Origin of the sequence: Streptosporangium sp. CA-135522 (assembly GCF_050949235.1) — a bacterium.
Lineage (GTDB): Bacteria > Actinomycetota > Actinomycetes > Streptosporangiales > Streptosporangiaceae > Streptosporangium.
The window spans coordinates 3,907,002-3,933,829 of record NZ_CP192026.1 but is presented as its reverse complement, the minus strand read 5'-3'; the positions used below and the strand labels follow the sequence as shown (position 1 = coordinate 3,933,829).

Annotated in this window: 21 protein-coding genes and 3 pseudogenes; 11 read left to right on the top strand and 13 right to left on the bottom strand. The window is 68.7% G+C overall.

The genetic code is table 11. The features are described 5' to 3' along the window. Positions 1–427: 427 nt before the first annotated feature. The 6 genes and pseudogenes from ACQPYK_RS18385 to ACQPYK_RS18360 form a co-directional block, all read right to left on the bottom strand. Positions 428–2,536 carry a DUF4132 domain-containing protein gene (locus ACQPYK_RS18385; RefSeq protein WP_433256747.1) on the bottom strand — a complete coding sequence of 703 codons (2,109 nt, stop codon included), beginning with the start codon at positions 2,534–2,536 and terminating at the stop codon, positions 428–430. Positions 2,537–2,777: 241 nt separating this feature from the next. Then, a pseudogene (ligA, locus tag ACQPYK_RS18380) lies at positions 2,778–4,622 on the bottom strand (NAD-dependent DNA ligase LigA). Positions 4,623–5,043: 421 nt separating this feature from the next. Then, a complete protein-coding gene (locus ACQPYK_RS18375; protein WP_433256745.1) occupies positions 5,044–8,070 on the bottom strand; it encodes a chitinase C-terminal domain-containing protein in 3,027 nt (1,008 codons plus the stop codon). 171 nt (positions 8,071–8,241) lie between these two features. After that, complete coding sequence (locus tag ACQPYK_RS18370; protein ID WP_433256743.1) at positions 8,242–8,394, bottom strand: hypothetical protein; 153 nt, start codon at positions 8,392–8,394, stop codon at positions 8,242–8,244. Between the two features lie 42 nt (positions 8,395–8,436). Then, positions 8,437–9,554, bottom strand: a pseudogene (locus tag ACQPYK_RS18365) (IS630 family transposase). A gap of 487 nt (positions 9,555–10,041) precedes the next feature. Further along, entirely contained in the window at positions 10,042–10,662 is a 621-nt protein-coding gene (locus ACQPYK_RS18360; protein ID WP_433256742.1) for a TetR/AcrR family transcriptional regulator, read from the bottom strand. Between the two features lie 134 nt (positions 10,663–10,796). Between ACQPYK_RS18360 and ACQPYK_RS18355 the strand changes: the two genes are divergently transcribed. Next, positions 10,797–11,657 (top strand): SDR family oxidoreductase, encoded by an 861-nt coding sequence (locus ACQPYK_RS18355; RefSeq protein WP_433256740.1) that lies wholly within the window; start codon positions 10,797–10,799, stop codon positions 11,655–11,657. A gap of 264 nt (positions 11,658–11,921) precedes the next feature. After that, complete coding sequence (locus ACQPYK_RS18350; protein WP_433256738.1) at positions 11,922–13,589, top strand: TlrC/CarA/OleB/SrmB family ABC-F type ribosomal protection protein; 1,668 nt, start codon at positions 11,922–11,924, stop codon at positions 13,587–13,589. A gap of 31 nt (positions 13,590–13,620) precedes the next feature. Here ACQPYK_RS18350 and ACQPYK_RS18345 read toward each other — a convergent pair whose 3' ends face one another. Then, entirely contained in the window at positions 13,621–14,256 is a 636-nt protein-coding gene (locus tag ACQPYK_RS18345) for a TetR/AcrR family transcriptional regulator (protein ID WP_433256737.1), read from the bottom strand. A gap of 88 nt (positions 14,257–14,344) precedes the next feature. Between ACQPYK_RS18345 and ACQPYK_RS18340 the strand changes: the two genes are divergently transcribed. Then, a complete protein-coding gene (locus tag ACQPYK_RS18340; protein ID WP_433256736.1) occupies positions 14,345–14,743 on the top strand; it encodes a nuclear transport factor 2 family protein in 399 nt (132 codons plus the stop codon). A gap of 4 nt (positions 14,744–14,747) precedes the next feature. Beyond that, a complete protein-coding gene (locus ACQPYK_RS18335) occupies positions 14,748–15,752 on the top strand; it encodes a zinc-dependent alcohol dehydrogenase family protein (RefSeq protein WP_433256734.1) in 1,005 nt (334 codons plus the stop codon). Positions 15,753–15,798: 46 nt separating this feature from the next. Here ACQPYK_RS18335 and ACQPYK_RS18330 read toward each other — a convergent pair whose 3' ends face one another. From ACQPYK_RS18330 to ACQPYK_RS18320, 3 genes are read right to left on the bottom strand one after another with little or no spacing between them, the layout of a single operon-like run. After that, positions 15,799–16,566, bottom strand: a complete 768-nt coding sequence (locus tag ACQPYK_RS18330) for an alpha/beta fold hydrolase (protein WP_433256732.1) — start codon at positions 16,564–16,566, stop codon at positions 15,799–15,801. An 18-nt stretch (positions 16,567–16,584) separates the two neighbouring features. Next, the gene (locus tag ACQPYK_RS18325) at positions 16,585–17,766 is read right to left on the bottom strand and encodes an MFS transporter (RefSeq protein WP_433256730.1); all 1,182 of its coding nucleotides are present in this window, start codon (positions 17,764–17,766) and stop codon (positions 16,585–16,587) included. Between the two features lie 47 nt (positions 17,767–17,813). Further along, positions 17,814–18,515: an SDR family oxidoreductase gene (locus ACQPYK_RS18320; RefSeq protein WP_433256728.1), complete on the bottom strand. Its 702-nt coding sequence runs from the start codon at positions 18,513–18,515 to the stop codon at positions 17,814–17,816. Positions 18,516–18,647: 132 nt separating this feature from the next. Here ACQPYK_RS18320 and ACQPYK_RS18315 point away from each other — a divergent pair, with 132 nt between their 5' ends. Next, positions 18,648–19,541 (top strand): LysR family transcriptional regulator, encoded by an 894-nt coding sequence (locus tag ACQPYK_RS18315; protein ID WP_433256727.1) that lies wholly within the window; start codon positions 18,648–18,650, stop codon positions 19,539–19,541. Positions 19,542–19,756: 215 nt separating this feature from the next. Here ACQPYK_RS18315 and ACQPYK_RS18310 read toward each other — a convergent pair whose 3' ends face one another. Further along, complete coding sequence (locus tag ACQPYK_RS18310; RefSeq protein WP_433256725.1) at positions 19,757–20,101, bottom strand: hypothetical protein; 345 nt, start codon at positions 20,099–20,101, stop codon at positions 19,757–19,759. Between the two features lie 693 nt (positions 20,102–20,794). Here ACQPYK_RS18310 and helR point away from each other — a divergent pair. Both helR and ACQPYK_RS18300 read left to right on the top strand, forming a co-directional pair. Continuing rightward, positions 20,795–22,969, top strand: coding sequence for an RNA polymerase recycling motor ATPase HelR (helR, locus tag ACQPYK_RS18305; RefSeq protein WP_433256723.1), 2,175 nt, complete (start codon positions 20,795–20,797; stop codon positions 22,967–22,969). Positions 22,970–22,971: 2 nt separating this feature from the next. Beyond that, positions 22,972–23,222 (top strand): annotated as a pseudogene (locus tag ACQPYK_RS18300) (IS5/IS1182 family transposase); the annotation flags it as partial. A 210-nt stretch (positions 23,223–23,432) separates the two neighbouring features. Here ACQPYK_RS18300 and ACQPYK_RS18295 read toward each other — a convergent pair. Both ACQPYK_RS18295 and ACQPYK_RS18290 read right to left on the bottom strand, forming a co-directional pair. Further along, positions 23,433–24,347, bottom strand: a complete 915-nt coding sequence (locus ACQPYK_RS18295) for an IS982 family transposase (RefSeq protein WP_433256721.1) — start codon at positions 24,345–24,347, stop codon at positions 23,433–23,435. A 55-nt stretch (positions 24,348–24,402) separates the two neighbouring features. Next, complete coding sequence (locus ACQPYK_RS18290; protein WP_433256720.1) at positions 24,403–24,876, bottom strand: MarR family winged helix-turn-helix transcriptional regulator; 474 nt, start codon at positions 24,874–24,876, stop codon at positions 24,403–24,405. Between the two features lie 38 nt (positions 24,877–24,914). Here ACQPYK_RS18290 and ACQPYK_RS18285 point away from each other — a divergent pair, with 38 nt between their 5' ends. From ACQPYK_RS18285 to ACQPYK_RS18270, 4 genes are all read left to right on the top strand, one after another. Then, positions 24,915–25,877, top strand: a complete 963-nt coding sequence (locus ACQPYK_RS18285; protein WP_433256718.1) for an MBL fold metallo-hydrolase — start codon at positions 24,915–24,917, stop codon at positions 25,875–25,877. A 65-nt stretch (positions 25,878–25,942) separates the two neighbouring features. Next, complete coding sequence (locus ACQPYK_RS18280; RefSeq protein ID WP_433256717.1) at positions 25,943–26,182, top strand: hypothetical protein; 240 nt, start codon at positions 25,943–25,945, stop codon at positions 26,180–26,182. Positions 26,183–26,314: 132 nt separating this feature from the next. After that, on the top strand, positions 26,315–26,551 hold the full coding sequence (locus tag ACQPYK_RS18275) for a hypothetical protein (RefSeq protein ID WP_433256716.1): 237 nt from the start codon (positions 26,315–26,317) through the stop codon (positions 26,549–26,551). Continuing rightward, entirely contained in the window at positions 26,548–26,799 is a 252-nt protein-coding gene (locus ACQPYK_RS18270) for a hypothetical protein (protein ID WP_433256714.1), read from the top strand. Before ACQPYK_RS18275 ends, ACQPYK_RS18270 begins: the two co-directional genes overlap by 4 nt. Positions 26,800–26,828: the final 29 nt, after the last annotated feature.

Sequence of the window (26,828 nt, the reverse complement as noted above, 5' to 3'; positions counted from 1 at the left end):
ATCGACAGCCGGGCAACCGCCGACCGGCTCGCTCTCCGTATACAGCGAGCCGGCGGTTCTGCGTCGAGGCCGACCCCTGGCCGCGCCGAGCATCAGGCCCCGGCGGTTGATGTCGGCGACATTGTGCAGGGTGGCTTCTCTGAACTACCGAAACCAGCGTTGCCCGGCAGGTCGAGCGGCACGTCATCGGTTACCGTCGCCTGGCGTGACGCCCGGGGCCGGGCATGAAGTGGCTACGCGGCTGGAAACGACGGTGGATCCGTGTGATCCACCGTCGTGTCCGTCGGAGGGTGTCAGGCATCGAGAGCTGAAGGTACTGGGAGGCCGGCTCCCGGACCGACCCGGTATTGGAAGGACCATGACGTGGTCCGCCCGGCGACCTCGGGATAAACCGCACGCGATTGCGGAGGTTCCTTTCCCGCGTGCGTCAAGCCCGGATCTGACAGGTGATGGAGGGATCGGTGATGGCGGTGTCGTTCGCCAGCAGGAAAGCCTTGCTGAGGATGAGCGCCAACCGGCCGTCCTCCTCGAACGGGAGGAACAGCCCGGCGTGGGGGTCGCGTCCGGAGACGATGCACAGGTAGGCGTCGTTGGGTTCCATCAGGATGTTCGCCGACCCCAGGTGGATCTTGTAGGTGCGTAGATCGCCTCGAACCACCAGGAAGCGGTCCGTCATGGTGCATCGGTCCGCGATGGTCGTACGCCCGATCAATCGGGACAGGGCGTCGCGCCGGACCTGGGCGCTCTCGGCCAGGTCGCCGAAGCCGTAGGACTGCCAGTAGTCCCCGTGGCCGTTGGGGTCCAGGCCGGTGGAGGTGACACCGACGGCCAGGTCGGCGTCTCGCAGCGCCTCCGACAGGATGAGCGGAGGAACCTCGGCCAGCGGGACCGGCGAGATGCCGGCGAGGAAACGGATGTCGCCGCTGACGCAGATGGAGACGGGGCCGACGTTGTCCCGCTCGGCGGACCCCTCGTCCAGGTGGAAGTCCCAGGTGACGGTCAGGCCGCCGGGCAGCTTTTTGGTGGCCGTGCACTCAGCGGACCCTCCGGCCCAGTCCCAGTGGCCCAGCGTCATGCCGGTCCAGCCGCGGTCGGTGAGCAGTGTCTTGGCCTGGCCGTACCGGAGCAGGTGGTTGGAGAAGCGGCGCGAGTGGTCGCGTGTCTCCTCCTCGGCGGGGGTGAGCAGGTAGACCTCGCGGAAGGCCTGCTTGTACGGCTGGCGCAGCTCCTTGCCCTGCACCACCTCTCGCCAGGCGCGCACCTCCTCCAGGGACGCGCGGGCCGGATGCCACAGCCGCACCGGCACGTCCGGAACGGTCAACCCCAGCTCGCTGCGCCACACACCGGGCGAGACCTCGAACTCCCAGATCAGCCGATCGGTGACCGGGTGACCCTCCAGCTGCCGGTACGGCGGAGCCGTCTCGCCGGCGCATCCGGCTTCCAGCGCCCTACTCAGGGTGGCTTGTTGCTGCGCGGTCTGCTTGGCCAGCTCGCGCAGCCGCTTGACCTCCTCGGGGTGCTCCCGTTTGACCGCCGCCGGGACCGCCTTCAGCTTCTTGTCCCCGTGCCACCACGACAGCTCGACCTTGCCGTCGGTTGAGATCATCGCCGTGTGCTCGCCGACGGCCTGCCGCAGCCGCCCGTCGGGTATCCGGAACGCCACCTCCAGCCGGTTCGCCAGGGCGGCCTCGATGCGCTTGAACATGCGGTCCAGTTGCTTGGGCACCCCGGCATGCCGGGTGGCCTGGCGGGCGGCGCGCAGCGCGGAGATCGCCTCGGGCGTCGGGTGCTCTTCCACCGCGCGGGCGATCTCGAACAGCAGCCCCTGGGAGGGCAGGGTCTTGGCCTGGGTGGGCGCCACCGCGATCCCGCGCAGCAGCCTGTCCAGCAGATCGGGCAGCCAGGGCTCGTCCCGCAGGAGCGCCAGCCGTACGGCCCGGCCGATGGTCCTCTTCTCTCCGTCGTCGAACGCCTTCTCCGCTCTGTAGGGAATCTCGCCGGCGTGGATCGCCGTGACGCGGGCCTCGGCCGCCTCCAGAACCGTCCGGGCGAGGTCCAGGTAGCCGGGCCGGCCGCCGAGCCATTCGATGACGGCGGGCAGCGGGGCGGCGTGGTCTGGCCGTTCTCGCATCGCCTTGGCCATCGCCTCGGCGAGCAGCGCCCGCAGCTCCACGTCCCAGCCGAACACCACCTCCATCTCGGCGACCGCGATCGGCCCGCGCTTCTCCGTGAACTGGGCGCTCACTTCGGCGTCCATGCCCGCCAGCCCCGCCGCCGCCATCACGGAGAAGGGTTCGTACGGTCGGTGTTCGTACCGTCGGTGTTCGTCCAGCAGGTATCCGACCAGCTCGCGGGCCGCCACGGCCAGCCGCTGCTCGTCGACCACGTACGGTGCCGATATCAAGCTGCCGTCGACGGCCCGGACCGCCGCGCCCAGCCCGGCGCTCAACTGGGAGGCCTCGGGCCAGTATGTGGGGTCATTCGCGGTCCCAGTGATCAAATTGTGCAGGCGCTGCGCGAGGGGGGAGAGGTGCATGCCGATGGTTCCTGTCAGAGGTGGATCTGGCCGGTGATGGGCGGGCCGGTGATGGCTATCGAACCGTCGCCGCGTCCAGGCCGATGCGGTGATCGGTTCAATCACCTCGTAGATGCGGTGATCGGTTCAATCACCTCGTAGATGCGGTGATCGGTTCAATCACCTCGTATAGGTCTCTACGAGGTGATTGCCACGTGGCTGATTCGAGCTCGTCGATCAGATGAGATGACTCCGGTCCTGATCAGATGAACGGGCCGACGAGGTCGGCGAACTCCTCCGGGCCGACGATCCGTACGCCCAGGCTCTCGGCCTTGGCTCGCTTGGAGCCCGCTTTCTCCCCGGCCACCAGCAACGACGTCTTCGCCGAGACGCTGGAGGAGGATCTGCCTCCGGCGCGCTCGATCAGCTCGTTCATCTGGTTGCGAGACAGCGCCTCCAGCGCTCCGCTCATCGCACCGGTGACCACGACGGCCATCCCGGCCAGCGGCAGGTCGGACGCGCCGCTCGTCTCGGCATCGGTGCCGGTGCCGCTGTCGGAGCTGGGCTCGACGGGTGGTGTCCAGCCCGGCTCGGTCATGGTCGCCCCGGCCCTGACCAGCTTGTCGATGAGGTCGGCGAGTTCGATCAGCTCGGCCACCACCCCCGGCGCCTTCTTCGGGCCGATGCCCTCCACCGCCTCGATCGCCTCGGCGTCGGCCGCGCGGATGGCGTCCATGCTGCCGAAGTGCCGGGCGATGCGCCGACTCATGGAACGGCCGGTACCGCGCACGCCCAACGCGCAGAACACCCTGCTGAGCGGCTGCGCCTTGGCCCGCTCGATGGCGGCCAGCAGGTTGTCGGTACTGGTCTCACCCATCCGCTCCAGGCCCAGCACCTGCTCGCGGGTCAGATAGAACAGGTCGGCGAAGTCGACGATCAGCCCGGCGTCCAGCATCTGCTGGATGCGGCTCTCGGCCAGGCCCTCGATGTCTAGCTGGTCGCGGCCGGCGGCGTAGCCGATGGAGGCGATCGCCCGGCAGGCGCGCCCGCGAACGCACCGCCACCGCTCCTGGGAGGCGTCGATCGCGTCGCCGCACAGCGGGCAGACCTGCGGGATCACGATCGGCTGCTCGTCGCCGGTGCGCAGGTGCACGACCGGGGCCTCGACCCGGGGGATCACATCACCGGCCTTGTAGACGACCACGGAATCGCCGAGCATCAGGCCCCTGCGGGCGATGTCGGCAACATTGTGCAATGTTGCGTAGGTAACGGTGCTGCCGTCGAGCTCGACCGGCTCCAGCACGGCGCGCGGGGCGATGATGCCGGTGCGGCCGGTGTTCCACTCGACGCCGATCAGCTTGGTGATCTTTTCGGTGGCGGGCAGTTTGTAGGCGATCGCCCATCGGGGAGCGCGCGAGCTGAAGCCGGCCTGCGCCTGGTCGGCGGCGAGATCACACTTGATCACGATGCCGTCGATGCCGAACGGCAGCTCCGGCCGCAGCGTGGCGATCTACTCAACGCGCTCCTGCACCTGCTCCAGCGTCTCGGCGACGATTCCGGCGACCGGGGTGGCGTCGGTGGTCTGCGCGCCCTGGCTGGCGACCCACGTCATGACCTCGCTGTGCGGCAGCTCGCGCAGCCGCGCGGCCTGCTCGGAGGTGTCGTCGGGGTGTGGCAGCGCGCCGTAGCCGAAGAACGTCAGCTCGCACACGTAGGGCCGGTCCTGGGCGCGCAGCGTGCCGGCGGCGGCACTGCGCGGGTTGGCGAACGTGGTGCCGTCGTGCGCCTGGCGCTTGGCGCACGCGTCCTCGAACTGCGAGGTGGTCATCATCACCTCGCCGCGCAGCTCCACCGTGACCGGTTCGGCCAGTCTGGCTGGCAGCCCCACGATGGTGCCGATCGCGTGGCTGACGTCCTCCCCCTTGGTACCGTCGCCCCGGGTGACCAGCTGCGCCAGCCGCCCGCCGCGATAACGTGCGGTGATCGCCAGCCCGTCGAGCTTCGGCTCCACGCTCCACGCCGTCACAGGCCGGCCCAGCCTGCGCTCCAGCGACGCCGCCCATTCGACCAGCTGCCCGGCGCCGAAGACGTTGTCCAGACTCAGCATGGGGACGGTGTGCGGGACGTCCCCGACCACGGCGCCCGCGGCGACCTTCCCGGTGGGCGAGTCGGGCAGCACGTGCCCGGGATGCGCCGCCTCGTAGGCCTCGATGCCGCGCACCAGCCGGTCGTAGGCGTCGTCGTCGAGGGCGGAGTCACCCGCGCCGTAGTAGGCCGCGGCGGCGTCGACGGCCAGCTGGACGGCCTGGGCGTATTCGGCCCGGTCGGCGAGCGGGGTGGCGTGAGGGGTGCCATGGGAGGCGTCCTGGGGGGCGTCAGTCATGCGCCCATCGTGCCGGGCCCCACCGACAAATGACGCAATCGGGTCATCTGACGGCGGCCGTCCATGTTACGGAAGTCATGCCCTCCGAAACGGGAAACGCGTTCCGCCCGGCCCGGAGGCGGCCGGGCGGAACGCTCAGGAACGGTCAGCGAGGATTATCGAAGGCCAGCCGGTAGGACTGGCCACCGAACGTCACGGTGAAGTTGGAGGGAGTGGCGATGGGCAGGTCATAGCGGAGCTGGACCTCCTTCGACTGTCCCGGGGCGATGCTCTCCCAGTTCGGGACCGTCAGCCGGACCCGATGGAAGTCGCCCTTGAGGCCGCCGGCGTTCGGGCCGGTGTGGCCGGTGGACACGATGGAGAGCGTCCAGCCGGTCTGCTGGGTCATGGTCGCCGGTGCGGAGGTGCCGTAGTCGAACTCGATCGTGGCCCCGCCGGGGATGGTGGTCGTGGAGTTGTTGGTGAACTTGAGCTTGGGCGAGATCGGGTAGTTCGCGTCGCCGACCGCGAAGCCGTACAGCTCGGCCTGGACGTTCAGGGCCTGGGTGGGCATCGTCCTGGTTCCGGCCTTCAGGTTCCCGTACGGCGCGGCCGTCTTGAAGGTGTTGTAGATCTTCGTGGTGAGCGTGTCCCCGATGAAGTACTCGCCCTTGCCGCCGTCGCGCCCCGGGTAGTAGGCGTAGTCGCCGGCCAGCTCCCAGATCATGATGCCGCCGAGGCCCTTGGCGGCCACGTAGTCGGCCTTGCTCTGGACCGACTGGTCGTCCTCGGTCGACAGGTAGACCTTCTTGTCGTTGTTCCACAGCCAGGGAGCGACCATGGAGGAGGAGTACTTACGGGCGTAGGTGCCGGAGATGCGGTCGGCCGGGTCGGTGTCGGGGGTCAGCCCGTACTGGGTGATGTAGCTGCCCTGCTTGCCTTCCTGCAGGTTCTTGAAGTGCCAGACCGGGTTGACGCCCGCCGGGACCTCCTTGCCCGCCTTGTCCAGGTCGTGCCAGAGATTGTCGATGCCGACCGCGCCGTTGCCGCAGGGCACCGTGGAGCCGATCTTTCCGCCGGTGCCCTCCGGGCAGTTGTTCTGGTCGGGCAGCGCGGAGATCCCCCAGAGTCCGTCGGTGCCGCCGGTGACGCCCTGCCAGCCGCGGCTGTAGTAGCCGAGGCCCAGGTTGATCCGGCCGGACTGGATCGCGCCGCGCAGGTGATGGTAGGCCCAGTCGCCGTTGAGGTAGCCGATGCCGCTGTAGGTGCCGTACACGTTCCAGTGCTTCATCTCGGCGTCGGTGCCGTCGTCGTACAGGGCCTGCAGCGGGCCGACGAACTGGTTCCACGCGCCGTGCAGGTCGTAGGTCATCATGTTGGCGAAGTCGAGGTACGGGGTGACCTGGTAGGACTCGCTGCCGCGCAGGATCCAGCCGGAGGCGCTGGTGGCGGCGGTGAGCAGGTAGTACTTGCCGTCGGCCGCGGCGGCCGCGTCCAGCTTCTGGCGCAGCGTCCTCATCAGGTTGACGTAGCCGGCCACCAGCGTGGCGCGGCGCGGGTTGGAGAAGGTGAAGTCGTCCGGGTTGCCGGCGCTCGGAGCGGATGTCGCGTACTCGTAGTCGATGTCCACACCGTCGAAGCCGTAGTCCTTCATGAACTTCACGGCCGAGTCGGCGAAGGTGTTGATGCCCGCCTGCGAGCCGGTCATCGTGTAGAAGCCGCCGGTGGCCTGCCGGGTGCCGTTGTCGTCGAGATAGCCGCCGGTCTCCGCCCAGCCGCCGATCGACAGGATCGTCTTGACGTTGGGGTGCTGCTTCTTGAACTTGTTGAGCAGGTTGAAGTGGCCCTTGTACGAGTACGACGGATCCATCTCGGCCCCGGCGACGCCCGGCCACTCCATGCCCAGGGACGGGTTGTTCGGACCCGAGGTGCCGACGGAGACCTTGCCCTGGCCGTCGATGTGCGCGAAGGCGTAGTTGATATGGGTGATCTTGTCCCAGGGGATGTCTTTCGCCAGGTAGGCCGGGGAGCCGTCCCTGCCGGTCCGCCAGCTGGTGAAGTATCCGAGCACGCGGCGCGGGTGGTCGGCGCCCATCTTCTCGCGCCCGTCGGTGTCGTACACCGTGCAGTACGGCACGCCGGTCACACCCGGCGACCGGTAGAGCCCGTCGGGCCGGCAGGCCGACTGGTCGGTGGGCTGCTTGTCGGTCCGTACGGTGACCGTGCCGGAGAAGGCCGACTGGTTGCCCGCCGCGTCCTTGGCCCGGACCTTGAAGGTGTGGTCGGTGTCGGCGGCGAGGCCGCCGACCGTCGTGGTGGTGCCCGGCGGGGTGCCGGTGACCGTGGTGGCGAGGGCGTCCCCGTTGTACACCTCGTAGGAGGTGACGCCCCGGTCGTCGGTCGAGGCGGCCCACTGCAGTGTCACGCCGGTGCTCGTCTTACCGGTGGAGACCGGGGTGCCCGGCGTGGTCGGCGCCTCGGTGTCGGGGGTCTGCTCCTTGAGCGTGTGCGCGGTGGCGGCCGGAGAGAACGGCGACTCCTGGCCGGCGGTGTCCCTCGCCTTGATGGTGAAGGTGTAGTCGGTGTCGGGTGTGAGGCCGTTCACCGTCGCCGAGGTGGCCGTGACCGAGGTGACCTTGGCAGCGCCCTGGTAGACGTCGTAGCCGGCGATCCCCTTGTCATCGGTGGAGGCGGCCCAGGTCAGGGCCACGCTGGTGGTCGCCGGAGTCGCCACGGGCCTGCCGGGCGCGGTCGGCGGGGTGTCCGGCGCGGGTCCGCCCTCGCACGGGCTACCGTTGATCTTGCAGTTGGCGGGCGCCGTGCTCGGTCCCGTCCCGACGAACCCGAAGCTGTTGCTCCCGGTGGTGCCGCCCGCGGGCACGTTGGCGTTGGCGCTCGACGGCTTCACGGTCACGTGGCCGCCGCTCACGGTCGGCGTGCCGTTCCACCAGTTACCGATGGACTGGCCGGAGTTGAGGTCGAATTCGAGGGTCCACGTGGTGGCCGCGGTGTCACCGGCGTTCTTCACCTCGTAGCCGCCCTGCCACCATGTGCCGCGGTCCGCGGCGGTGAACTTGGCGGTCAGTGACGTCGCGGCGTGCGCGGCCGGCGCGCCGACGGCGGCCAGGCCCGCGGCGGCGACCGTACAGGCGACCGCCACGACGGCTGCTCTCCATGGACGGAGACGGGACATCGTGCTTCCTCTCTGGAGGCTCGGATGGTCGGATAGGACGTGTGGGTCCCCCGGGTGATCGTGCACGCGTGCGTGACCTTCCCCCGGCCGACGGAGAGCGCTCGTCAGGGAAGCAACAAACAAGAAACTTTCTTATTTAATTTGGGAAGTTACGCGCGTCGGCATGGGCCGTCAACCCTCGTTTTCCGCCCCTCTCACCGTCTCCACTCGGTTGGTCGACGTCCGCGCACCGCCGGCCGGCCGCACCCGCCGGGCGTCCAGGTCGAGGGCGGGGGCCGGGGACCCGAGGGCCAGGGCGATGCCGGGATCGACACTCGAGGTCATGCTCCTAGTGCGGTGACCACGAACGTTCACCGGCTTGAGTGATCAGGCCGCTCGGGCGAGCGGTCGGCCCCAGCGTCGTTGTTTCTCGCTGCGGATACGGGCGCGTTCGCGGCGTTGGGCGGCCAGCACGTCGGGGTGGCGGGCATTGGCGTTGCGCCAGCGTAGGTAGGCCTGCAGCTTGCGGGTCTGCACGGCGTGGTCGGGATGGTGAGAGTTGCTGATCACGAAGGTGCGCACCGGTCCGAACTGCGCTTCGATCGGGTTGGCCCAGGAGGCATAGGTCGGCGTCAAGCACAGCTCGACCTTGTTCTTGGCCGCCCAAGCACGGATGGCCGGGGCTTGTTGGCCGACAGGTTGTCGCAGATGACGTAGATCGGCGCGCCGTCGGGGCGGGCCTTGCGGATGCTCTTGAGCGCGGCCAGCGTGTGGGCACCACTCTTGCGCTCGCGGACGACGCCCCACAGCTGGTCATCGCCCAGGCTGTAGCAGCCGTGGAAGTAGCGGATCCCGTGCTCGCGCCGGTAGGTGGCCGGCCAGCGTTCGGGTCTGCCCTCGCGAGCCCAGCCCGAGCCGGGCTGCGGCCGGATCGACAACGGCCCGAACTGGTCGAAGGCAAAACACCGGTTCGGAAAGCGGGTGGTGACCTCCTCGATCCGGTCCAGCTTGGCCTCCCGATGGGGATCGGTGGACTCCTTCCAGGTCCGGGTGCGCTGGAAGGAGATCTTGTGCTCGCGTAAGTACTGCCGCAGCCGCTCCCGGCCGATCACCACGATGCGGGTCGGGTTGTCGGCCAGATAGGCGAGGAGTGTGCGGATGCTCCACCGGGTGAAAGGACGACCCAGCTTCTCGGGCCGGGTCGTGGCCGTCCGGGCGATGAAGTCCTCATCATCGCTGGTGATGCGGCGGGGACGGCCTCCCGCCCAGTTAGGGTCCAGCGCGGACAGGCCCCGCTCGTTGAAGGCGTGGATGACATCACGCACGGTGTCTTCATCGGCCGCGACCAGTTGGGCGATCGCCGTCACCGGTGTCCCGCTGGCCGATGCCATGACGATCAACGCGCGGCGGACCCGGACCGAGTCGTGCTTTCCCCGCCGCACCAGCCGCTGCAGCGTTTGCCCTTCATGGTCGGACAACCGCCGCGCCCGCACAGGCTCGGCCATTGTGCTCCTCCTCCATCGATCGCTTCGGTGTCGATACGACAGTGGAGGGCAACCAGGACAGCCAGCGCAAGCAGTACAGCGCTGTTCCTCGAGCCGATGAACCTATGTGGTCACCGCACTAGGCAGGCGGCTACGGCCGCGACGAACCTGGAAGGTGACATCTGTCCTCCCTGAGTTTTTTGTGCAAACTTTAATAAAGATGGGCACTAAATAGGGAGAGTGCATCACCGAAAATCGCCTGTGACGATCATCGTGTCACATAAGGTCACCGGGGCCGATTACCTCGGGTGCGGCGTCGACTCTTCTGTCCGGCCTGTTCGGCCACGTCGACGCCCCGATGGAGCACCCCACCGGCGATCTCGGCGCCTAGCGGAAAGCGTCCGCGTGTTCCCGCGCCCACGAGCGGAACGTCCGTGCCGGCCGTCCGCGTGCCCGGGCCGGTCAGCGGATGATGTCGATTGAGGTGATCGGCGCTGTGTGACCGTGCTCAGTGGCCCGGCCGGCGCGGGCGCAGTCCGTTGAGGGCGGTTGCGACGACGCTGTCGGCGTATTCGGGAGTGAGCGGCCCGCTGCGCTGCAGCCACCGGTTGAGCAGCGGGCCCCAGACCATCTCCACGGCCACGTCGAGATCGAGATCCTCCGCCAGTTGCCCGGCCCGCTGGGCACCGCGCAGCCGTCGCTTCTTGAGCTCCTTCATCGGTCCGTCCAGCCGCTCGGCGTAGGCGGCGGCCAGTTCCGGATCGTGTGCGATCTCGGTGGCGAGCGCGCGCATCGGCTCGTCGTAGCGCGGATCGTTCAGCTCCGCGACCGTGGCGCGCAGGACCGTCTTCAGGTCGGCCTCCAGGTCGCCGGTGTCGGGTAGTGCTGCGGGTTCGCCGTCCGGCCCCTCGCTGAACATGAGGAAGGCGTCGAAGAGCACCGTGCCTTTCGAGGGCCACCAGCGGTAGATGGTCTGCTTGCCGACGCCGGCCCGCGCGGCAATGCCCTCGATGCTCAGCTTGGCGTATCCGACCTCCTGGACCAGGTCGAACGCCGCGGTGAGGATGGCCCGCCGGGAGGCGTCGCTACGGCGGGCCGCGTTGGGAGAGTTCTTGCGCTGCGTCGTCATGCCGCCAATCTAACAACAGCTAGACGAGACGGATCGTCTTGACCCGTCGTGCGTGGGCGCGTACAGTCGCCATCACGAAACGAGACGAACCGTCTCGACTCGCATGACTTTCGTCGAACGAACGGAGATCGCATATGCGCACCCCGGCCCCCACCTCCCCGCGCACCTGGTTCATCACCGGGGCCAGCCGCGGCCTGGGCCGCGCCTTCACCCTAGCCGCGCTGGAACGCGGTGACCGAGTGGTCGCCGCCGCCCGGCGCATCACCCGAAAGGACTTCGACGACCGGTACGGGGACCGGCTGCTGACCCTGACCCTCGACGTGACCGACCGCGCCGCGGTGTTCGCCGCCGTATCCACCGCCGTCGAGCACTTCGGCCGACTCGACATCGTGGTCAACAACGCCGGAACCATGTCCTCGGGCATGATCGAGGAGTTCACCGAGGCCGAGGCCCGCGCCCAGCTGGAGGTCAACCTCTTCGGCGCGCTGTGGGTCTGCCAGGCCGTGCTGCCGCACCTGCGTGCCCAGGCCTCCGGCCACATCGTGCAGATCTCCAGCATCGGCGCCCTCGGCGGCTTCCCGACCACCGGGATGTACAGCGCGAGCAAGTTCGCGCTGGAGGGCATGAGCGAGGCGCTGGCAATGGAGGCCGCGGCTTTCGGCGTCAAGCTCACCATCGTCCAGCCCGGCGGCTACTGGACCGACCTGTACACCAGCATGACCTCGACCACGCCGCTGGAACCGTACGGCCCGCTGCGCGCGGAGCTGGAGAAGCAGTGGGCCGAGGGATCGATCGACAGCGAGCCCAGGCTGGCCGCCGAGGCGCTGCTGAAGCTGGTCGACAGCGATAATCCGCCGCTGCGGCTGCTGCTCGGCAGCATGGTCTACGACCTGGCCTTCGACATCTCCCGCCGGCGGATGGAGGTCTGGTCCGGCTGGGAACAGGTCAGCCGGGCCGCCGAGCGCGCCGTACCGGCCCCGGGGAGCGCCGACTGACCTCGTGCTGCGTAACTCGTCAGACGTAGGGCGAGCGGCTCTTCAAGATCACCGACCCCGGCGGGATCGTCGTCCGGTCCGTCGAGTCGGCCACACCCGGCCACCGCCTGACGAGCCCCGCCCCACGCCACCCATCCAAGGAGACAGACCATAGGACGCCTTGCATCCCCTCGCCGGCCCCGCCGCACCACGTCGCGGGCGGTGCCCGCGGACCCGTCATCGATCCACATCGACCGGCTTGGCCGAGAACAGGGGAACAGCCTTATGCGTACCTCACAACTCACCCTGCACGACATCACCAAGACCTACGGCGACCAGATCGTCCTCGACCGGGCGTCGTTGACGATCAAGCCCGGTGAGAAAGTCGGCGTCATCGGCGACAACGGCTCGGGTAAGTCCACACTCCTCAGGATCATCGCCGGGCAGGAGCGCCTCGACGGCGGCGAGATGACAGTGCGCGCGCCCGGCGGCATCGGTTATCTGGCCCAGACGCTGGACCTGCCGTTCGACGCCACCGTTCAGGACGCCGTCGACCTGGCCCTGACTGACCTGCGTGAGCTCGAAGCACGGATGCGCGAGGCCGTGGCCATCCTGGAGCACGGGGGCGAAGCACGGTTCGACACCTCCCGCGCGGCCACGGCCTACGCCACGCTGATCGAGCAGTACGAGGCGCGAGGCGGCTACGAAGCCGACACCCGCGTGGGCATCGCGCTTCACGGCCTCGGCCTGCCGTACCTGGAGCCGTCCCGGCGGCTCGGCACGCTGTCCGGTGGGGAGCGCGCCCGCCTGGCGCTGGCCGCCACGCTGGCGTCACAGCCGGAACTGCTACTCCTGGACGAGCCGACGAACGACCTGGACGACCAGGCGGTCGGCTGGCTGGAAGCGCACCTGCGCGCGCACCGCGGAACGGTGGTCGCGGTCACCCACGACCGAGTGTTCCTGGAGCGGCTGACCACCACGATCGTCGAGGTCGACGCCGGCCAGGTGTCCCAGTACGGCAACGGCTACGACGGCTACCTCGCCGCCAAGCTCGCCGAGCGACGACGACGGATGAGGGAGTATGACGACTGGCGCGACGAACTCGCTCGCAACAAACGCATCGCCGCGTCCAACGTGGCGAGACTGAACGCCATCCCGCGCAAGGCGCCGCTGAGCGTGTTCGGTCACGGCGGGTTCCGCGCACGCGGGCGCGGGCACGGCGCGATGGTCCGCATCCGCAACGCCAAGGAACGGGTCGAGCGGTTGACCGCCGCACCCGTGACGCCACCGCCCGACCCGCTGGTGCTCACCGCGCGGGTCGCCACGGGATCGGACGTCCGGACCGGCGAGCCGGCCGCCCAGCTCACCGGCGTGCACGTCGGGAACAGGCTGAACGTGCCCTTCCTGCTGATCCCGCCCGCCGAGCGGCTGCTGGTGACCGGCCCCAACGGAGCCGGCAAGAGCACCCTCATGCGGGTCCTCGCCGGGGAACTGCGACCGGACGGCGGCGCCGTGCGCGTTCCCGGCCGCGTCGGACACCTCCGCCAGGAGGGGACACCGTGGGCGCCCGAGCTGACGGTCGTCCAGGCGTTCCGTCAAGGAAGGGCCGGCGACGCGGACGAGCACGCCGAGACGTTGCTCTCCCTCGGCCTGTTCGGCCCCGCCGATCTGCACCGGCGCGTAGGTGAGCTGTCCTACGGACAGCGGCGCCGGATCGAACTAGCTCGGTTGGTGAGCGAACCGGTCGATCTGCTGCTACTGGACGAGCCCACCAACCACCTTTCCCCCGCGCTCGTCGAGGAACTGGAGGAGGCACTGACCGGGTATCAGGGGGCGCTGGTGATCGTCACGCACGACCGCCGGATGCGGTCGCGGTTCGCCGGCTCGCACCTCTTGCTGCGCGAAGGCCGGATCGAAAGCGGGGCCGGGGCCGTGTCGCTCAATCGAACATAGGCTCTTCACCGGCGTGCCGCACTTCCCGTCCTCATGGCGCCGTGACTTCATCGCCATGATTCTCGCGGTGCCCCACATCCGGCGCTGCCGGTGCCGCGTGGTGCCGGAGATCGAGGATCTGCTCGGCGAGTTCGCGGGCCAACGCCGCGGGGCGGTCGTCGGCTCGGGTGGCCCCGGCTGCCAGCGTGCCTGTGATGAGCAGCAGGAGTTGGGCGGCGGCGTGCGCGGGCTGCGGATGTCCGAGCTTGACGAACTCGTGCTCGAAGAGCCGGTGCAGGCGCAGGTGGTAGTCGTGGGTGATGGCGTGTGCGGGGTGGTCGGGGTCGGCCAGGGTGAGATCGGCGGCCAGGTAGCGGCAGCCGCGGAAGTCCGGCTCGGCGATGATGTGGGCGAGGTTGTCGAAGATGGCCAGCAGGCGTTCGCGTGGGTCCTCGCCCGCGGCCTGCATGACCTCCATGTAACGGGCTTCGTCCTCGGTGGTGCTGCGCCGTAGCACCTCCGCGATCAGCCCTTCCTTCCCGCCGAAGTGGTCGTACAGCGAGCGCCGGGCCACGTTCGCGGCTTTCAGGATGGTGTCGACGCCGATGCCCACGCCGTGGCTGTAGGTCAGCTCTTGGGCGGCATCCAGGAGGCGTTCCCGCGGGCCGGGTGTGGCGCGTGTGCTCATGGTCCTCAGCCTGCCATCGCTTGACGAACAGATCAACCAGTCTATATATATCTGTTAGACAGAACGTTCTATCTCTTAGGATTCTCATATGACGCACCGCACAACGACCGAGGTCATGGATCTCTTCAACCGGGCCTTCGTCGAGGGCGACCCCGACCTGCTCACCGACCTGGTCGCCGAGGACTGCGTGATGGAGTCGGTCCAGCCGGCCCCCACGGGGGAGCGCGTCGAGGGCCGCGAGGCCTGCCTGGCCTGGTGGCGGGCGCTCGTGGAGGACCGCACGAGCCAGTTCGAGCCCCAGGAGGTCGTGGTCGCCGGAGACCGGGCGACGATCCTCTGGCACTACCGTTTCGGCCCCGGCGACGCCGACTGGGTCAGCGGCGTGAATGTCATGCGGGTGTGCGACGGCCTGATCGTCGAGGCTCTCGGCTTCAGCAAGACCGCAGGCGAGGTCCCGCTGGCCGCCGAGTCCGGTATCGAGGGCTGAGTTCATGCGCAGCTATCACGTCAACAGCGGCGCCGGGATCGATGGCCTGTCGATCAAAGAGCACGACGCCCCGGTTCCAGGCCCCGGACAGGTTCTGGTTGCCGTGCGAGCCACCTCCCTGAGTTTCCGTGAGCTGATGGTCCTGCGCGGTGACTACGTGCTGCCGGTGAAGGCGGATGTGGTCCCGGTCTCCGACGGCGCCGGCGATGTCGTCGCGGTCGGACCCGGCGTACACACCGTGCAGGTCGGTGACCGGGTCATGGCCACGCTCTTTCCGAGCTGGCAGGACGGCCCGTTCGGCGTCCAGCACTTGGCGCAGCTGGGTGGCTCGCTGGATGGCATGCTCACCGAACTGGCGGTGCTGGAGGAGAGCGCGCTCGTGCCGGTCCCCGATCACCTGTCCTACCAGGAGGCCGCGACGCTGCCCTGCGTCGCGGTGACCGCCTGGAACGCCCTGACGGGGGATGGCGCCGGTCTGGGGCCGGGGCAGACGTTGGTGACGCAGGGGTCCGGGGGCGTGTCCCTGTTCGCGCTCCAGTTCGCCAAGATGCTCGGAGCACGTGTGATCGCCACGACCAGTGGCCCGGACAAAGCCGCCCGCCTGATCGAACTCGGTGCCGATGAGGTCATCGACTACCGGGCGGCGCCCGACTGGCCCGCCAAGGTCCGGGAACTGACCGGCGGGCAGGGCGCCGATCGCGTCATCGATGTCGCCGGCCTGCTGGAGCAGTCGCTCAAGGCCGTGGCGATAGGGGGCCATGTCGCCTGTGTGGGTTTCGTCGGGGACAACGCGCCACCTATCGACTCCCAGGTGCTGTTCCTCTCCGGTGCCACCGTGCGCGCCGTCGCCGTCGGCAGTCGTGCGCAGTTCCTCGCGATGAGCCGCGCCATCGACGTCAACCGGCTCCGTCCGGTCATCGACCGGGTGTTCCCCTTCGACGACGCCCCTGACGCCTACCGCTACTACGCCTCGGGCAAGGCGTTCGGGAAGGTCGTCATCGAGCTCTGAACCGACTGCCCGGACCTCGCGCCCGTTCCAGGCGCAAGGTCCGGGCTCACGCCGACTTCTTGATGACGTCCTCGATCGCGGCGACCACGACGCCGGGATCCTTGGCGAGAATCTGCACATGGTTGCTGGGTGTGGTCGCGAACACCGTCACCAGGTCGTTGCTCGCGATGGCCTCGGCGGCGGCGGCGCGCATACTGCGGTTGTCCTCCGCTGAGGCGCCTGAGTGGGCGCCGCTGCCCACCACGAAGACGGTAGGAGATCGCAGGGCGGCAAAATCGGCCCCGAGCGTGCCGTTGATGGCATCCATCTCGATGACGACCTCCGCGCTCTCGGCGGGCGACATCCTGGCCGAAGCGCCGAAGAAGGCCAGAATACGCATGATCCATCCCAGTCGGCGGAACTGCGCGCGCACGGCCTCCCTGCCTGCCTCGTCGAACATGGAGATCGGGTAGGCGCCGTCGATAAGGACGAGTCCGGCGATCCGCTCCGGATGCCGGGCGGCATAGCGCACCGCGAGCGTCGCGCCTTGGGACCAGGCCACCAGAATCGGCCGCTCGACACCGGTCTCCGCGATCACGCGTCCGACGTCGTCGACGGCGGCCTGAGTGGAGTAGTCCGACGACGTGCCCGACTTGCCGCGGGCCCGCGCGTCGAAGGTGATGGTGCGGTACATGCCGCCCAGCCGCTGGATAACGCGCTTCCAGTGCCGCTGTGTCGCGAAGGCGCCGTTCAGGAAGAGCAGCGCGGGCGTTGGACCAGGGGTGTCGGTGCCGTGGAGCCGGGTGTCCGCGGTTTGGACGGTGAAGTTCGACATGGGAAGAAGCTCTTCTCGTCAGTTGGAGTTGCGTACGCGGGCCACGGCCAGGGAGGTGAGAACGGCGAGGGCCGCTCCGAACCACAGGACCCCCGCGATGGCCACGTTGTCGGCGATGATGCCGCCGAACAGGGCGCCGAGCGCGATGGCCAGGTTGAACACCGAGGTGTTCAACGCGGTGGCGGCCTCGGCCGACTGCGGCGCCGCCCGGAGGATCCAGGTCTGCACGCTCACCGGCACACCTCCGAAGGCCAGCCCCCACAGGATCAGCAGGCTCACCCCGCCGATCGCGTTGCCGCCGACGACCGGGAAGAGTGCCAGGATCGCGGCGAGCAGGACGCTGATGGCGATGACGGCCCCGCGGAGATTGCGTGACACCAGGCTTCCGACGATGAAGTTGCCGATGATCCCGGCGATGCCGAAGGCCAGCAGGAGCGGCCCGATCAGGCCGCTGTCGATTCCTGCGATGGTCTGCAGGATCGGGCTGACGAACGTGAAGGCGGCGAAGTGGCCGCTGACCAGGAGGAACGTGGAGATGATGCCGGCCCTGACGGTGGGGTTGCGTAGCTGCTCGGCGAGCGTCCGCAGCCGTACGGGCTGAGTGGCCGGCATGGCCGGCAGCAGGAGGAACAGGGCGATGACCACCAGCAGGCCGAGTCCGCCGACGGCCGCGAACGCGACGCGCCAGTCGGTCAGCCCGCCGATCAGCGTTCCCGCAGGAACCCCGAGCACGTTGGCGGCCGTGGCCCCGCCGAAGGTGAGCGCGGTGGCCTGGGGGACGTACTTTTCCGGCACCAGACGTACGGCGATGCCGGCCGCGAGCGCCCAGAAGCCGCCGATGCTGATCCCCACGAGGAACCGCGCCGCCAGCAGCACCGCAAACGTCGGAGCCAGCGCGGACATCAGATTGGCCAGCACCATCAAGACGATCAGACCGAGCAGGACGATCCGCCGGTCCAAGCGGCCGATCGCCACCGGGAGGATTGGGGCGGTGGCCGAGGCGACCAGGCCGGGCACGGTCACCATCAGGCCCGCCGTACCCTCTGACACCTCCAGCGCCCCGCCGACAGAGGTGAGCAGGCCGACTGGTAGCTGTTCGACGGTGACGACGGAGAACGTGCCGACGGCCACCGCCACAACACCGAGCCAGCGCTTGATTGGTACATGGTCGGTGACGGGCAAGGAAGCGAAGGTGGTCACGGGAAAACTCCTCTCCGTCGCAGTACGCGACGGGATGGGGGAAGGGGTTACACGGCGCTGCCGGCGCGGAGGGTCTGGCCGGTCACCCAGCCGGCCTCGTCGCTGATCAGCCAGCTGACGAGGGATGTGATGTCTCTTGGCAGGTTCCGCACCCGGCTGGGCTGGGGGGAAGGGGCGTCCTCGGGGTCGGGGGTGACCGCGTTGACGGTGATGCCACGGTCACGGAGTTCCATGGCGGCGGCCGCCACCAGGTGCTCGATGGCGGCTCTGGCACCTGAGTACAGGCCGTAATGCCCGGTCGGCGACCAGGCGGGGGCGGCCAGCAGCACCACGTAACGCCCGCCGTCCGCCAGGTGGCGAGCGGCGGCGCGCAGGGTGTTGAACACGCCGCGGGTGTTGCGGTCGATGAGGAGGTCGAAGTCGTCGTCGGTGAGGTCGGCCAGTAGCCCGCCGGCAACCACCCCTGGAACGTGGATGACGACGTCCAACCTGCCGTGCCGGGCCATGATGCCCTTGAACAGCGTGTTCACATCCGCCGAGACGGTGGCGTCCGAACGGCTCGCCTCGGCCGTCACCTCGTACTTCTCAAGGAGGGCCAGTGTCCGCTCCGCGGCCAGGTCGTCGTGGGCGTAGCTGATCACCGTCGTGGCGCCGCGCGAGGCGAGGCTCTCGGCGAACATCGCCCCCCGGTTACGGCTGCCGCCGACGATCAACGCGACCTTGCCCTCGAAATCACGCAAGGGAGACATGAGCTTTCCTCTCAGCAGGGCCAGCGGACGCCCCAAATCCTGCACCCAGCCGCACTAGCTGCGGAAACAGAGAATTTCTGGGGGCGTCACAGCTTCTGCTTGTGCCGCAGGATCTCCGGTAATGTGAGTGCGGTGATTGATACGGATATCAGGCACATTGAGTCATTTATTGCGGTTGCTCAGGAGCTGAACATCACCCGCGCCGCCGCGCGCCTGCACCTGACGCAGCAGGCCGTCTCGACCCATATCCAGCAGCTCGAACGCTCTATGGAGGTGACGCTCCTGGTGCGCACGTCCAGAGGTGTGCTGCTCACCCCCGCGGGCGACGAGCTCGCAGCCGGCGGCAAGACGATCGTCGCGGACCTGTCGGAGCTGACCGAGCGGGTACGGCGCACCGCCAGGCAGCAGGCCGGTTCCCTGCGGCTGGCCTGCTGCCCCTACGCCACCTCGCTGTTCGCGGTCGAGGTCGCCGATGCGATGGAGGCAGCGGTTCCCGGCCTGTCCGTCGAGCTGACCAGCGTGCGTACCCCGAAGCAGGAACTGGAACTGCTCAACGTCGGCACCGCTGACGCGGCGTTCATGTGGCTGCCGGTCGGAGAAGTGGGGCTGCACCACGCGGTGATCCGTACCGACTCGCGAGCCGTGGCACTACCCCTCGGCCACTCGCTGGCCGGACGTGACGCGGTGTCCCTCGCCGACCTGGCGGACGAGCCCGTCATCTGCCCCGACGTCCTCATCTCGGCAGAGTCGGAACGCCACTGGATCGTCGACCCGCGCCCCGACGGCACCCCCGCTCCACGCGGCCCTGCCGCCGCCACGATCGAGGACTGCCTGATGATGGTCGCCCGCGGGCGCGGGATCTGGCTGGCACCCGAGCCGCTGAGCCGATGGGCTCCGACGCCCGGTGTCCGCTGGCTTCCCCTCACCGACGCCGAACCCTGCGAGCTGGCTGTCGTGTGGACGCCGCGGGCACCGGAATCCGTCGTGGCCAGACTGATCGCCGAGATCGGAAAGATCATCACCTGAGCGACGGCGACGCCCACGGGCAGTCCACCTCCGTGGCCGGCGTCGACCTCATGCACATCCGCGACGGGCGTATCGTCGAAGCCCTGGGCTGCAGCAAGACCCCGTGGCCTTGCCTCTACGCGATCTGCGTCTCCCGACGCGGGCTGGCTGTGACTATGCGGCGGAGAAGGCGGCCCGGCGGTACGGCCGACATGCGCGTCGCCGTAGCGGGGGTTCTACTCGGACGCCAGTCGGCGCAGCGTGCCGAGGATCCAGGACGGGCAATTCGGGTGAGCCTCCGCCTCGCGGACGGTGAGCCACTCCATCGCAGCGACCTCTCCAGGTGCCGCGATGGCGGGGCTCGCCGTGGCGGGCATGCGTCCTGTGAAGACGACGTTGATCACGGGGTCGCCCTCCACCTTGCCGCCGACGCCGGCGAGCGCGCCGGGCGCCTGGGACTCGTGCGCGCCGCGCTCGATGAACAGCCAGCGGCCGTCCCGTTCGAGGAAGACCTCCACGTTCACGACGAAGGCGGGCCGCCCGGCACGGCTGGTGATCCCGGGGAAGCGTGTGCTCGTCATGAGGGCGTACTCTATGCGCCCTGCCGCGGACGCCGGGATGAACGCCATCTGCGAGGCAAACGACCAGGTCATCACGCTGGCCACGCCCCACCAGGACACGTCCACAAGATCTTGTCACGAGCTCTGCGGTGCGCCGCCGCTTCGCGAAGGGCTTGCCCGTCCACAGCGGACAGGAAGGGAAAGGGGGAGCGCCCGCTCCTTTCCACTCTCAACGTATAGCGCACCGGGGGGCTTGCGGCAAGAGCCGGGTCGTGCGGCAAAATCGTCCGCCGAAGCCAGAATCTGCTGAAATAGGAGATTTGCGAAGTGCGCGTGCTGTTGTCGACGTATGGGGCGCGTGGGGACATTGAACCGCCGGTGGCCGCGACGCTGCTGCTCGATACGGTCAGCGCGGTCAGCCGGGAAAGGCCGCCCGTGTCGGCGTGAACCACGCGGGATCGTCGAGCCAGGACCCCGAAGCCGGGCCAGGACCCCGAACACGGGCCAGGACCCCGAAGCCGGGCCAGGACCCCGAAGCCGGGCCAGGACCCCGAAGCCGAGAACCCGCGAACCCCCGGCGGCCTGAACCGGCAACGGTTACGAGGTCCACGCCAGGCAGAGCGTTGATCGCCATGACCACCAGATTCGTCACACCGGTCCAGACGCCTTGCCACGCGCAACGGTCGCAAGCGACCTCAGATCGGAGCCGATGCCATGAACCCCCTGACCACCAGCGCGTTCGACCTTCCCGACCACCTCTCCCCCAAAGCCGACCCGACACTGATCGCCGGCGACGAGCAACACTTCACGGCCATCGCCGACAGCCTCGAACAATCGATCACCGAACTGTCCGACCGCCTCGATACCGCCCGCAAGGCGCCCGGCGGCATCGGCCGCCAAGCGATGGACCGAGACCTGGAAATCCACCGGCTGACCACGCGGCTGCGCGCCCTGCGCCGCTTCGGCCTGGACCTGTGCCTGGGACACATCATCAGCACAGACCACCCCGAACCCCTCTACATCGGACGACTCGGCCTCACCGACAGCGCGGGCCGCCGGCTGCTGCTCGACTGGCGCTCCCCGGCGGCCGAACCGTTCTTCGGCGCCACCCACGCCAACCCCATGGGGCTGGCCAGCCGCCGCAGATACCGCTGGACCCGCGGCCGCATCAGCGACTACTGGGACGAGGTGTTCACCGCCGACGGATTCGAAGGACACGCCGCGCTCGACGACCAGTCCGCCTTCATCGCCAGCCTGGGCGGCAGCCGCTCGCCCCGGATGCGCGACGTGCTCGCCACCATCCAGGCCGACCAGGACGCCATCATCCGCGCGGGATCTCGCGGCGCTCTGGTCGTCGACGGCGGCCCGGGCACCGGCAAGACCGTCGTCGCCCTGCACCGCTCCGCCTACCTGCTCTACTCCGACCCGCGCCTGGACCACCACCGGGGCGGCGTGCTGTTCGTCGGCCCGCACCAGCCCTACCTGGCCTACGTCGCCGACGTGCTGCCCAGCCTCGGCGAGGAGGGCGTGCAGACCTGCACCCTGCGCGACCTCGTCGCCGAAGGCGCCACGGCGACGATCGAGACCGACCCGCAGGTGGCCGCCTTGAAGGCATCGGCGAAGCTGGTGGAGGCGATCGAGCCGGCCGTCAGGTTCTACGAGAACCCACCCACCACCGGGATGACGATCGCCACCCCCTGGTCCGACATCTGGCTGAGCGCCGAGGACTGGGCCGAGGCCTTCCACGCACCCGACCCCGGCACCGCGCACAACGATGCGCGCGAGCAGATCTGGCAAGAGCTGCTGACGATCCTGATCGACAAGCACGACGACGACCGCGACCGCGATCGCGACGGCGGCGGCGTCTCGGCCGACCTGCTGCGCAGGGCGCTGCTGCAGGACCGGGAACTGCTGACCACCTTCAACAAGGCGTGGCCGCTACTCGACGCGGCCGACCTCGTGGCAGATCTGTGGTCGGTGCCCGCCTACCTGCGGATGTGCGCACCCTGGCTCAGCCCGGAGGAGGTCCGCATGCTGCAGCGCCAGGACGCCCAGGCCTGGACGGTGTCGGACCTGCCGCTGCTGGACGCGGCACGCCAACGGCTCGGCGACCCGCAGGAGGCACGGCGCAAGCGCCGGCAGGAAGCCGCTCTGGCCGCCCAGCGCGAGCGGATGGCGCAGGTCATCGACAACCTGCTCCAAGCCGATGACGACGGCGAAGGTCTGGTGACGCAGCTGCGCCGACAGGACCTGCAGCGCAATCTGGTCGACGAGTCCGAGCTGCCCACCCTCGCCCCGGACCTGCTCGCCGGCCCGTTCGCGCACATCGTCGTGGACGAGGCGCAGGAACTCACCGACGCGCAGTGGCAGATGCTGCTGCTGCGCTGCCCGTCGCGGAGCTTCACCATCGTCGGCGACCGCGCCCAGGCCCGGCACGGCTTCACCGAGTCCTGGCAGCAACGGCTGGAGCGGGTCGGGTTGGAGCGGATCACCCTGGCCGGCCTGAGCGTCAACTACCGGACGCCGGAAGAGATCATGGCAGAGGCCGAGCCGGTCATCCGGGCCGTGCTCCCGGACGCCAACGTGCCGACCTCCATCCGCAGCGGCGACGTCCCCGTCGTCCACGGATCTGTTGCGGATCTGAGCTCGATCCTCGACACCTGGCTCGCCGCGCATGCCGACGGGATCGCCTGCGTCATCGGTGATCCCACCTTCCAGGAAAGGCCCCGCGTCCGGTCGCTGACCCCGGAGCTGGCCAAGGGGCTGGAGTTCGACCTGGTCGTCCTGATCGATCCCGAGGCGTTCGGCGAGGGCATCGAAGGAGCGGTCGACCGCTACGTCGCGATGACCCGGGCGACCCAGCGGCTCGTCATCCTCACGAGCCCCTGACCTCGGCCGACGGTGTCTTCACCCGGTTGCTGGAACACGTGCGGGTCCACAACGATGCGGTCGGCCAGGTCGACTGGTCGGCCATCTGCGTGGACTCCACCATCATGCGCGCCCACCAGCACGCCGCCGGCCCCCGTAAAGGGGAAGCCGTGAAGGGACGCACGGGCAGCAAAGCGCTCAGATCCATCAGGGCCGACAGGTGCTCGGGCGCTCGCTCGGCGGGCTGACCACCAAGATCCATCTGGTCGTCGATTGATCATCTTCGGTCTTTAGGATCTTGCTCGTTCGCCGCTCGTCGCGTTCCCTCGGCTGTGCTAGTCCCGGTACGTCTCAAGCAGCCGCAGCCACACCTCGCTGATGGTGGGGAAGGGCGGTACGGCGTGCCAGAGGCGTTCGACGGGGGTTTCGCCGGTGATGGCCACGGTGGCGGAGTGGAGGAGCTAGATGATTGCTTCCAAGGGGTTCAGTGGTCGTAAGCGATCAAGGCACGTTTGACGGGCTGGCCGGTGTGGTCGTTGTGCCAGATCGCGGCGGTCAGCGCCAGGACGCGCTGCAGGACGCGAGCGATCACACCACCGGGGGTGCGTCCGCGGTGGCGCTCCAGATCGAGCTGGCCTTTGAAGGTCTCGTTGATCGACTCAATGATCTGCCGTAATGGCTTGAGCATCGGTGCGCCGGGCCGCGCCGCCTCGCTTTTACGGGCTGGCCGGAGCAGTCGGAGGTTCCACTCGGCCAGCTGTTGCTCGAAGTCACAGCCGAAGTAATTCTTGTCACCGATCAGCGTCTGTCCGCAGCGGCCGTGGAGCAGACCGGGTTCGATTTCGAACATGCCCAGCAGCGTTTCGCGCTCGTCGGCCTTGGCCCCGGTCAGGGCGAACGCGATCGGTAGGCCGTGCACGGTGCACACCAGGTGCGGCCGCAGCCCCCAGAAGTACCGCGAATGGCTGGCGCAATAGCCGTACTCCGCCCAGCCGGCCAATTCGGAGCGCAGAGCGGTCTCGCGGGAGCGGCCGCACTCCACCGGGGTGGAGTCCACTACCCACACATCGTCGCTCCACAGCGTAGTTTCGACCGCCAGCAGCCGTATGGTCTGCTGGAGCAGGCCCGCCGCCTTGCGCAGCCGCTTGTTGTAACCGGGTGCCATCGGTAGATATGGGAACAGATGCCGTAGGTGAGCGCGGGCATGACGGATCCACCGCCGCTCCGAGGTGAAGCCCAGCAGGGCCTGCAGCATCGCCAGCGTGACCAGCTCCGCGTCGCTGAGCTTTGGTGTGATGCCCACCGACGGGCGCCAGGGTGCCAGCTGAGGTGATTCCTTCAGCAGGTCGTCGGATCGTACGTACAGCGCAGTGGCCAAGCTGCCGAGGTCCGGCTTCACCGACGTCTCCGTCTCCCCTCAAGCCAAGGAACATGGAGTGCGAGGCGGGACCTCGCTACCGAATCAGGTGATCACACTCTTCGGCGGCACTTTCGTAACTACTCAGAAGGAAGGTGTGGATCGCCGTCAGTTGGTCGCCGGAGAAGGTGGCCATCAATCGGCGGCTGCGGGCGTCGATCCCGTCGTAGAACGAAGCGATCCGTTCGAGTCCTGGGGCCGAGGCTTCGACGAGTACGCGGCGGCGGTCCTGCGGGTCGGGTTTACGCCGGACGTATCCCGCCTTCTCTAGACGGTCGATCATGTGCGTGACCGCGCCAGTGGTACGCCCGAGCTGAGAGCTGAGTGCGCCGGCCGTGGAGGCTCCGGCGCGGTTGAGTACGTGCAGGCATAGCAGATCAGTCTGCGCGATGCCGAGTTGCTGGGCGATCAGGTCGTTCAGGCGTCCCAGGGCTCCGGCGAGGTCCGTCATGGACGCAATGATCCGGTTGGCCAGTTCGTTCGGCTGGTCGTCCTGCGGTTTGACGGACATGCGGCTTCCATTTACCTTCACGGTTCAGATACTTAGCTATGAAGCTACTGTATCCGATGCATTACTTCTGCGAACTGGAGGGCCTGATGGCGGCCCAGGCCCAGGTCGTTCCCCTTGGAAGGAGCCCTGCCATGGACAGCTGGTATGTGGACGACCGCTGCATCAACTGCGATACCGCCCGACAACTCGCGCCCGACCTGATCGGCGAGGCCAGCGGACGGTCGCAGATCCTGCGCCCGCCGAACGATGAGGCGGAGACACGGCGCCTCCACGCGGCCGCCTTCGCCTGCCCCACACGCTCGATCCGCCCGGCGTCCGGGCAACCGGACCAAGCACTCGACCCTTTTCCGATGGCCTTGGACAACGGCGTACTGATGTGCGGGCACAACTCCCGGCACACCGCCGGGGCCAACTCCTACCTGCTGCTGCGGCCGTCCGGCACGGCCATGATGATCGATACACCGCGCTGGAGCCGTGAACTCGCCGAGCGTTACGCGGCATCGGGCCTCGTTACCGATGTGCTACTCACACACCGAGACCACGCCGCACACGGCCGCCAATACGCGGACTATTTCGGCGCCCAACTGTGGATCCACGAGGGAGACCTCGACGCAGCGCCGGACGCCGACCAGGTGATCCGGGGCCTGGAACCTCTGGAGATCAGCGAGGGGGTCACCGCCCATCCACTGCCCGGCCACACCCGGGGCAGTGTGCTCTACCTCGCGGATGACCGGTACTGCTTCAGCGGCGACAGCTTCTACTGGTCACGCACCACCGGCGATCTGGAAGTCGCGGAGAGCGTGACCTGGTACTCCATCGAGCAGTTGGCCGCCTCCCTGGCCAGGACGGCCGTACGGATGCGATTCGAATGGATCCTGCCAGGCCACGGTGACCGCCACCGCCTGCCCGCCGACGAGATGTCCCGGCGGCTGCGAGCGCTGGCCGAACGCACGCGACTGCTACGGCCCCGGCCGATCGACTTCACGGCCGTCCGCTGGTGAGGGGCCGGCCCAACCGTCACCGAGGTCCACACGGCGGCCGCAGTGCCCTTCCTCAACATTGGCGATTGCCGGGGCACGATGAGACAGCCCCCCTGATCCTGCACGGCCAGCAGAACGCGATCCTGCGCGTCACCGCGGCCCAAACCACCGCTCGCGCCGTCTACGGGGCCCAGCTGATGACCAACCCCGGCGTCGGTCGCGACCTTCCAGCCGTCCTGTGGCCAGCCGTCGCCCGCGAGGTGCGCGAACTGGCCGCAACGCTATCCACGCAGCCGGATGCCGGACATCGTCGGCTCAGCGCGTAACGCGCCCCACTAGACCTGCCCGCACCTCGACAGACAAGGACACACCATGACGATTTTGGGAACCCTCCTGAAGAACAAGCGCGCCGGCGAAGCGAAACCGGCCTGGAACCTCCCACCCTGGCCGGACCTGAGGTGCTGGGCCTTTACAGCACCGATTTCGAACACGAGGGCGTTATCCCTACGGCCCACATCGGCAAGCGCGCAGGCGGCGAGAACCGCTCTCCTGCTCTGGCCTGGAGCGGCACACCCGAAGGCACCGCCCAACTGCTGCTGGCCGTCCAGGACATCGTCTCTCCCACCCGCACCCCGTTCGTCTACTGTGTCGCCCTGCTCGAACCTGATCCCGTCACGCTGCCCACCGAGCCTTGAACGCAGGAAGTCCGGTCCAGGGAGTGCGGGTACTTCGCTCAGGAGTGGGGCGCGACTACTTGGGCCCCGAACCGATCAAGGGACACGGCCTGCACCGGTACGTCTTCCAACTGTTCGCCCTGCCCACCGCCATCACCTCGGCGGAAGGCGACACAGCGCTGGACACAGCCAAGCCCAGGGCCGTGCTCTCCACCGTAAGCGGCCCGGCCCTGGCCTGCGGCCGCCTCGACGGTCTCTACACACGCTGATACCGCACCGACGGCGCAACCGCAACGCT

Excerpts from the sequence above, each read along its gene's own strand:
- ACQPYK_RS18385 (WP_433256747.1), bottom strand. The coding sequence starts at position 2,536 with ATGCACCTCTCCCCCCTCGCGCAGCGCCTGCACAATTTGATCACTGGG.
- ACQPYK_RS18375 (WP_433256745.1), bottom strand. The coding sequence starts at position 8,070 with ATGTCCCGTCTCCGTCCATGGAGAGCAGCCGTCGTGGCGGTCGCCTGT.
- ACQPYK_RS18370 (WP_433256743.1), bottom strand. The coding sequence starts at position 8,394 with ATGACCTCGAGTGTCGATCCCGGCATCGCCCTGGCCCTCGGGTCCCCG.
- ACQPYK_RS18360 (WP_433256742.1), bottom strand. The coding sequence starts at position 10,662 with ATGACGACGCAGCGCAAGAACTCTCCCAACGCGGCCCGCCGTAGCGAC.
- ACQPYK_RS18355 (WP_433256740.1), top strand. The coding sequence starts at position 10,797 with ATGCGCACCCCGGCCCCCACCTCCCCGCGCACCTGGTTCATCACCGGG.
- ACQPYK_RS18350 (WP_433256738.1), top strand. The coding sequence starts at position 11,922 with ATGCGTACCTCACAACTCACCCTGCACGACATCACCAAGACCTACGGC.
- ACQPYK_RS18345 (WP_433256737.1), bottom strand. The coding sequence starts at position 14,256 with ATGAGCACACGCGCCACACCCGGCCCGCGGGAACGCCTCCTGGATGCC.
- ACQPYK_RS18340 (WP_433256736.1), top strand. The coding sequence starts at position 14,345 with ATGACGCACCGCACAACGACCGAGGTCATGGATCTCTTCAACCGGGCC.
- ACQPYK_RS18335 (WP_433256734.1), top strand. The coding sequence starts at position 14,748 with ATGCGCAGCTATCACGTCAACAGCGGCGCCGGGATCGATGGCCTGTCG.
- ACQPYK_RS18330 (WP_433256732.1), bottom strand. The coding sequence starts at position 16,566 with ATGTCGAACTTCACCGTCCAAACCGCGGACACCCGGCTCCACGGCACC.
- ACQPYK_RS18320 (WP_433256728.1), bottom strand. The coding sequence starts at position 18,515 with ATGTCTCCCTTGCGTGATTTCGAGGGCAAGGTCGCGTTGATCGTCGGC.
- ACQPYK_RS18310 (WP_433256725.1), bottom strand. The coding sequence starts at position 20,101 with ATGACGAGCACACGCTTCCCCGGGATCACCAGCCGTGCCGGGCGGCCC.
- helR (WP_433256723.1), top strand. The coding sequence starts at position 20,795 with ATGAACCCCCTGACCACCAGCGCGTTCGACCTTCCCGACCACCTCTCC.
- ACQPYK_RS18290 (WP_433256720.1), bottom strand. The coding sequence starts at position 24,876 with ATGTCCGTCAAACCGCAGGACGACCAGCCGAACGAACTGGCCAACCGG.
- ACQPYK_RS18285 (WP_433256718.1), top strand. The coding sequence starts at position 24,915 with ATGAAGCTACTGTATCCGATGCATTACTTCTGCGAACTGGAGGGCCTG.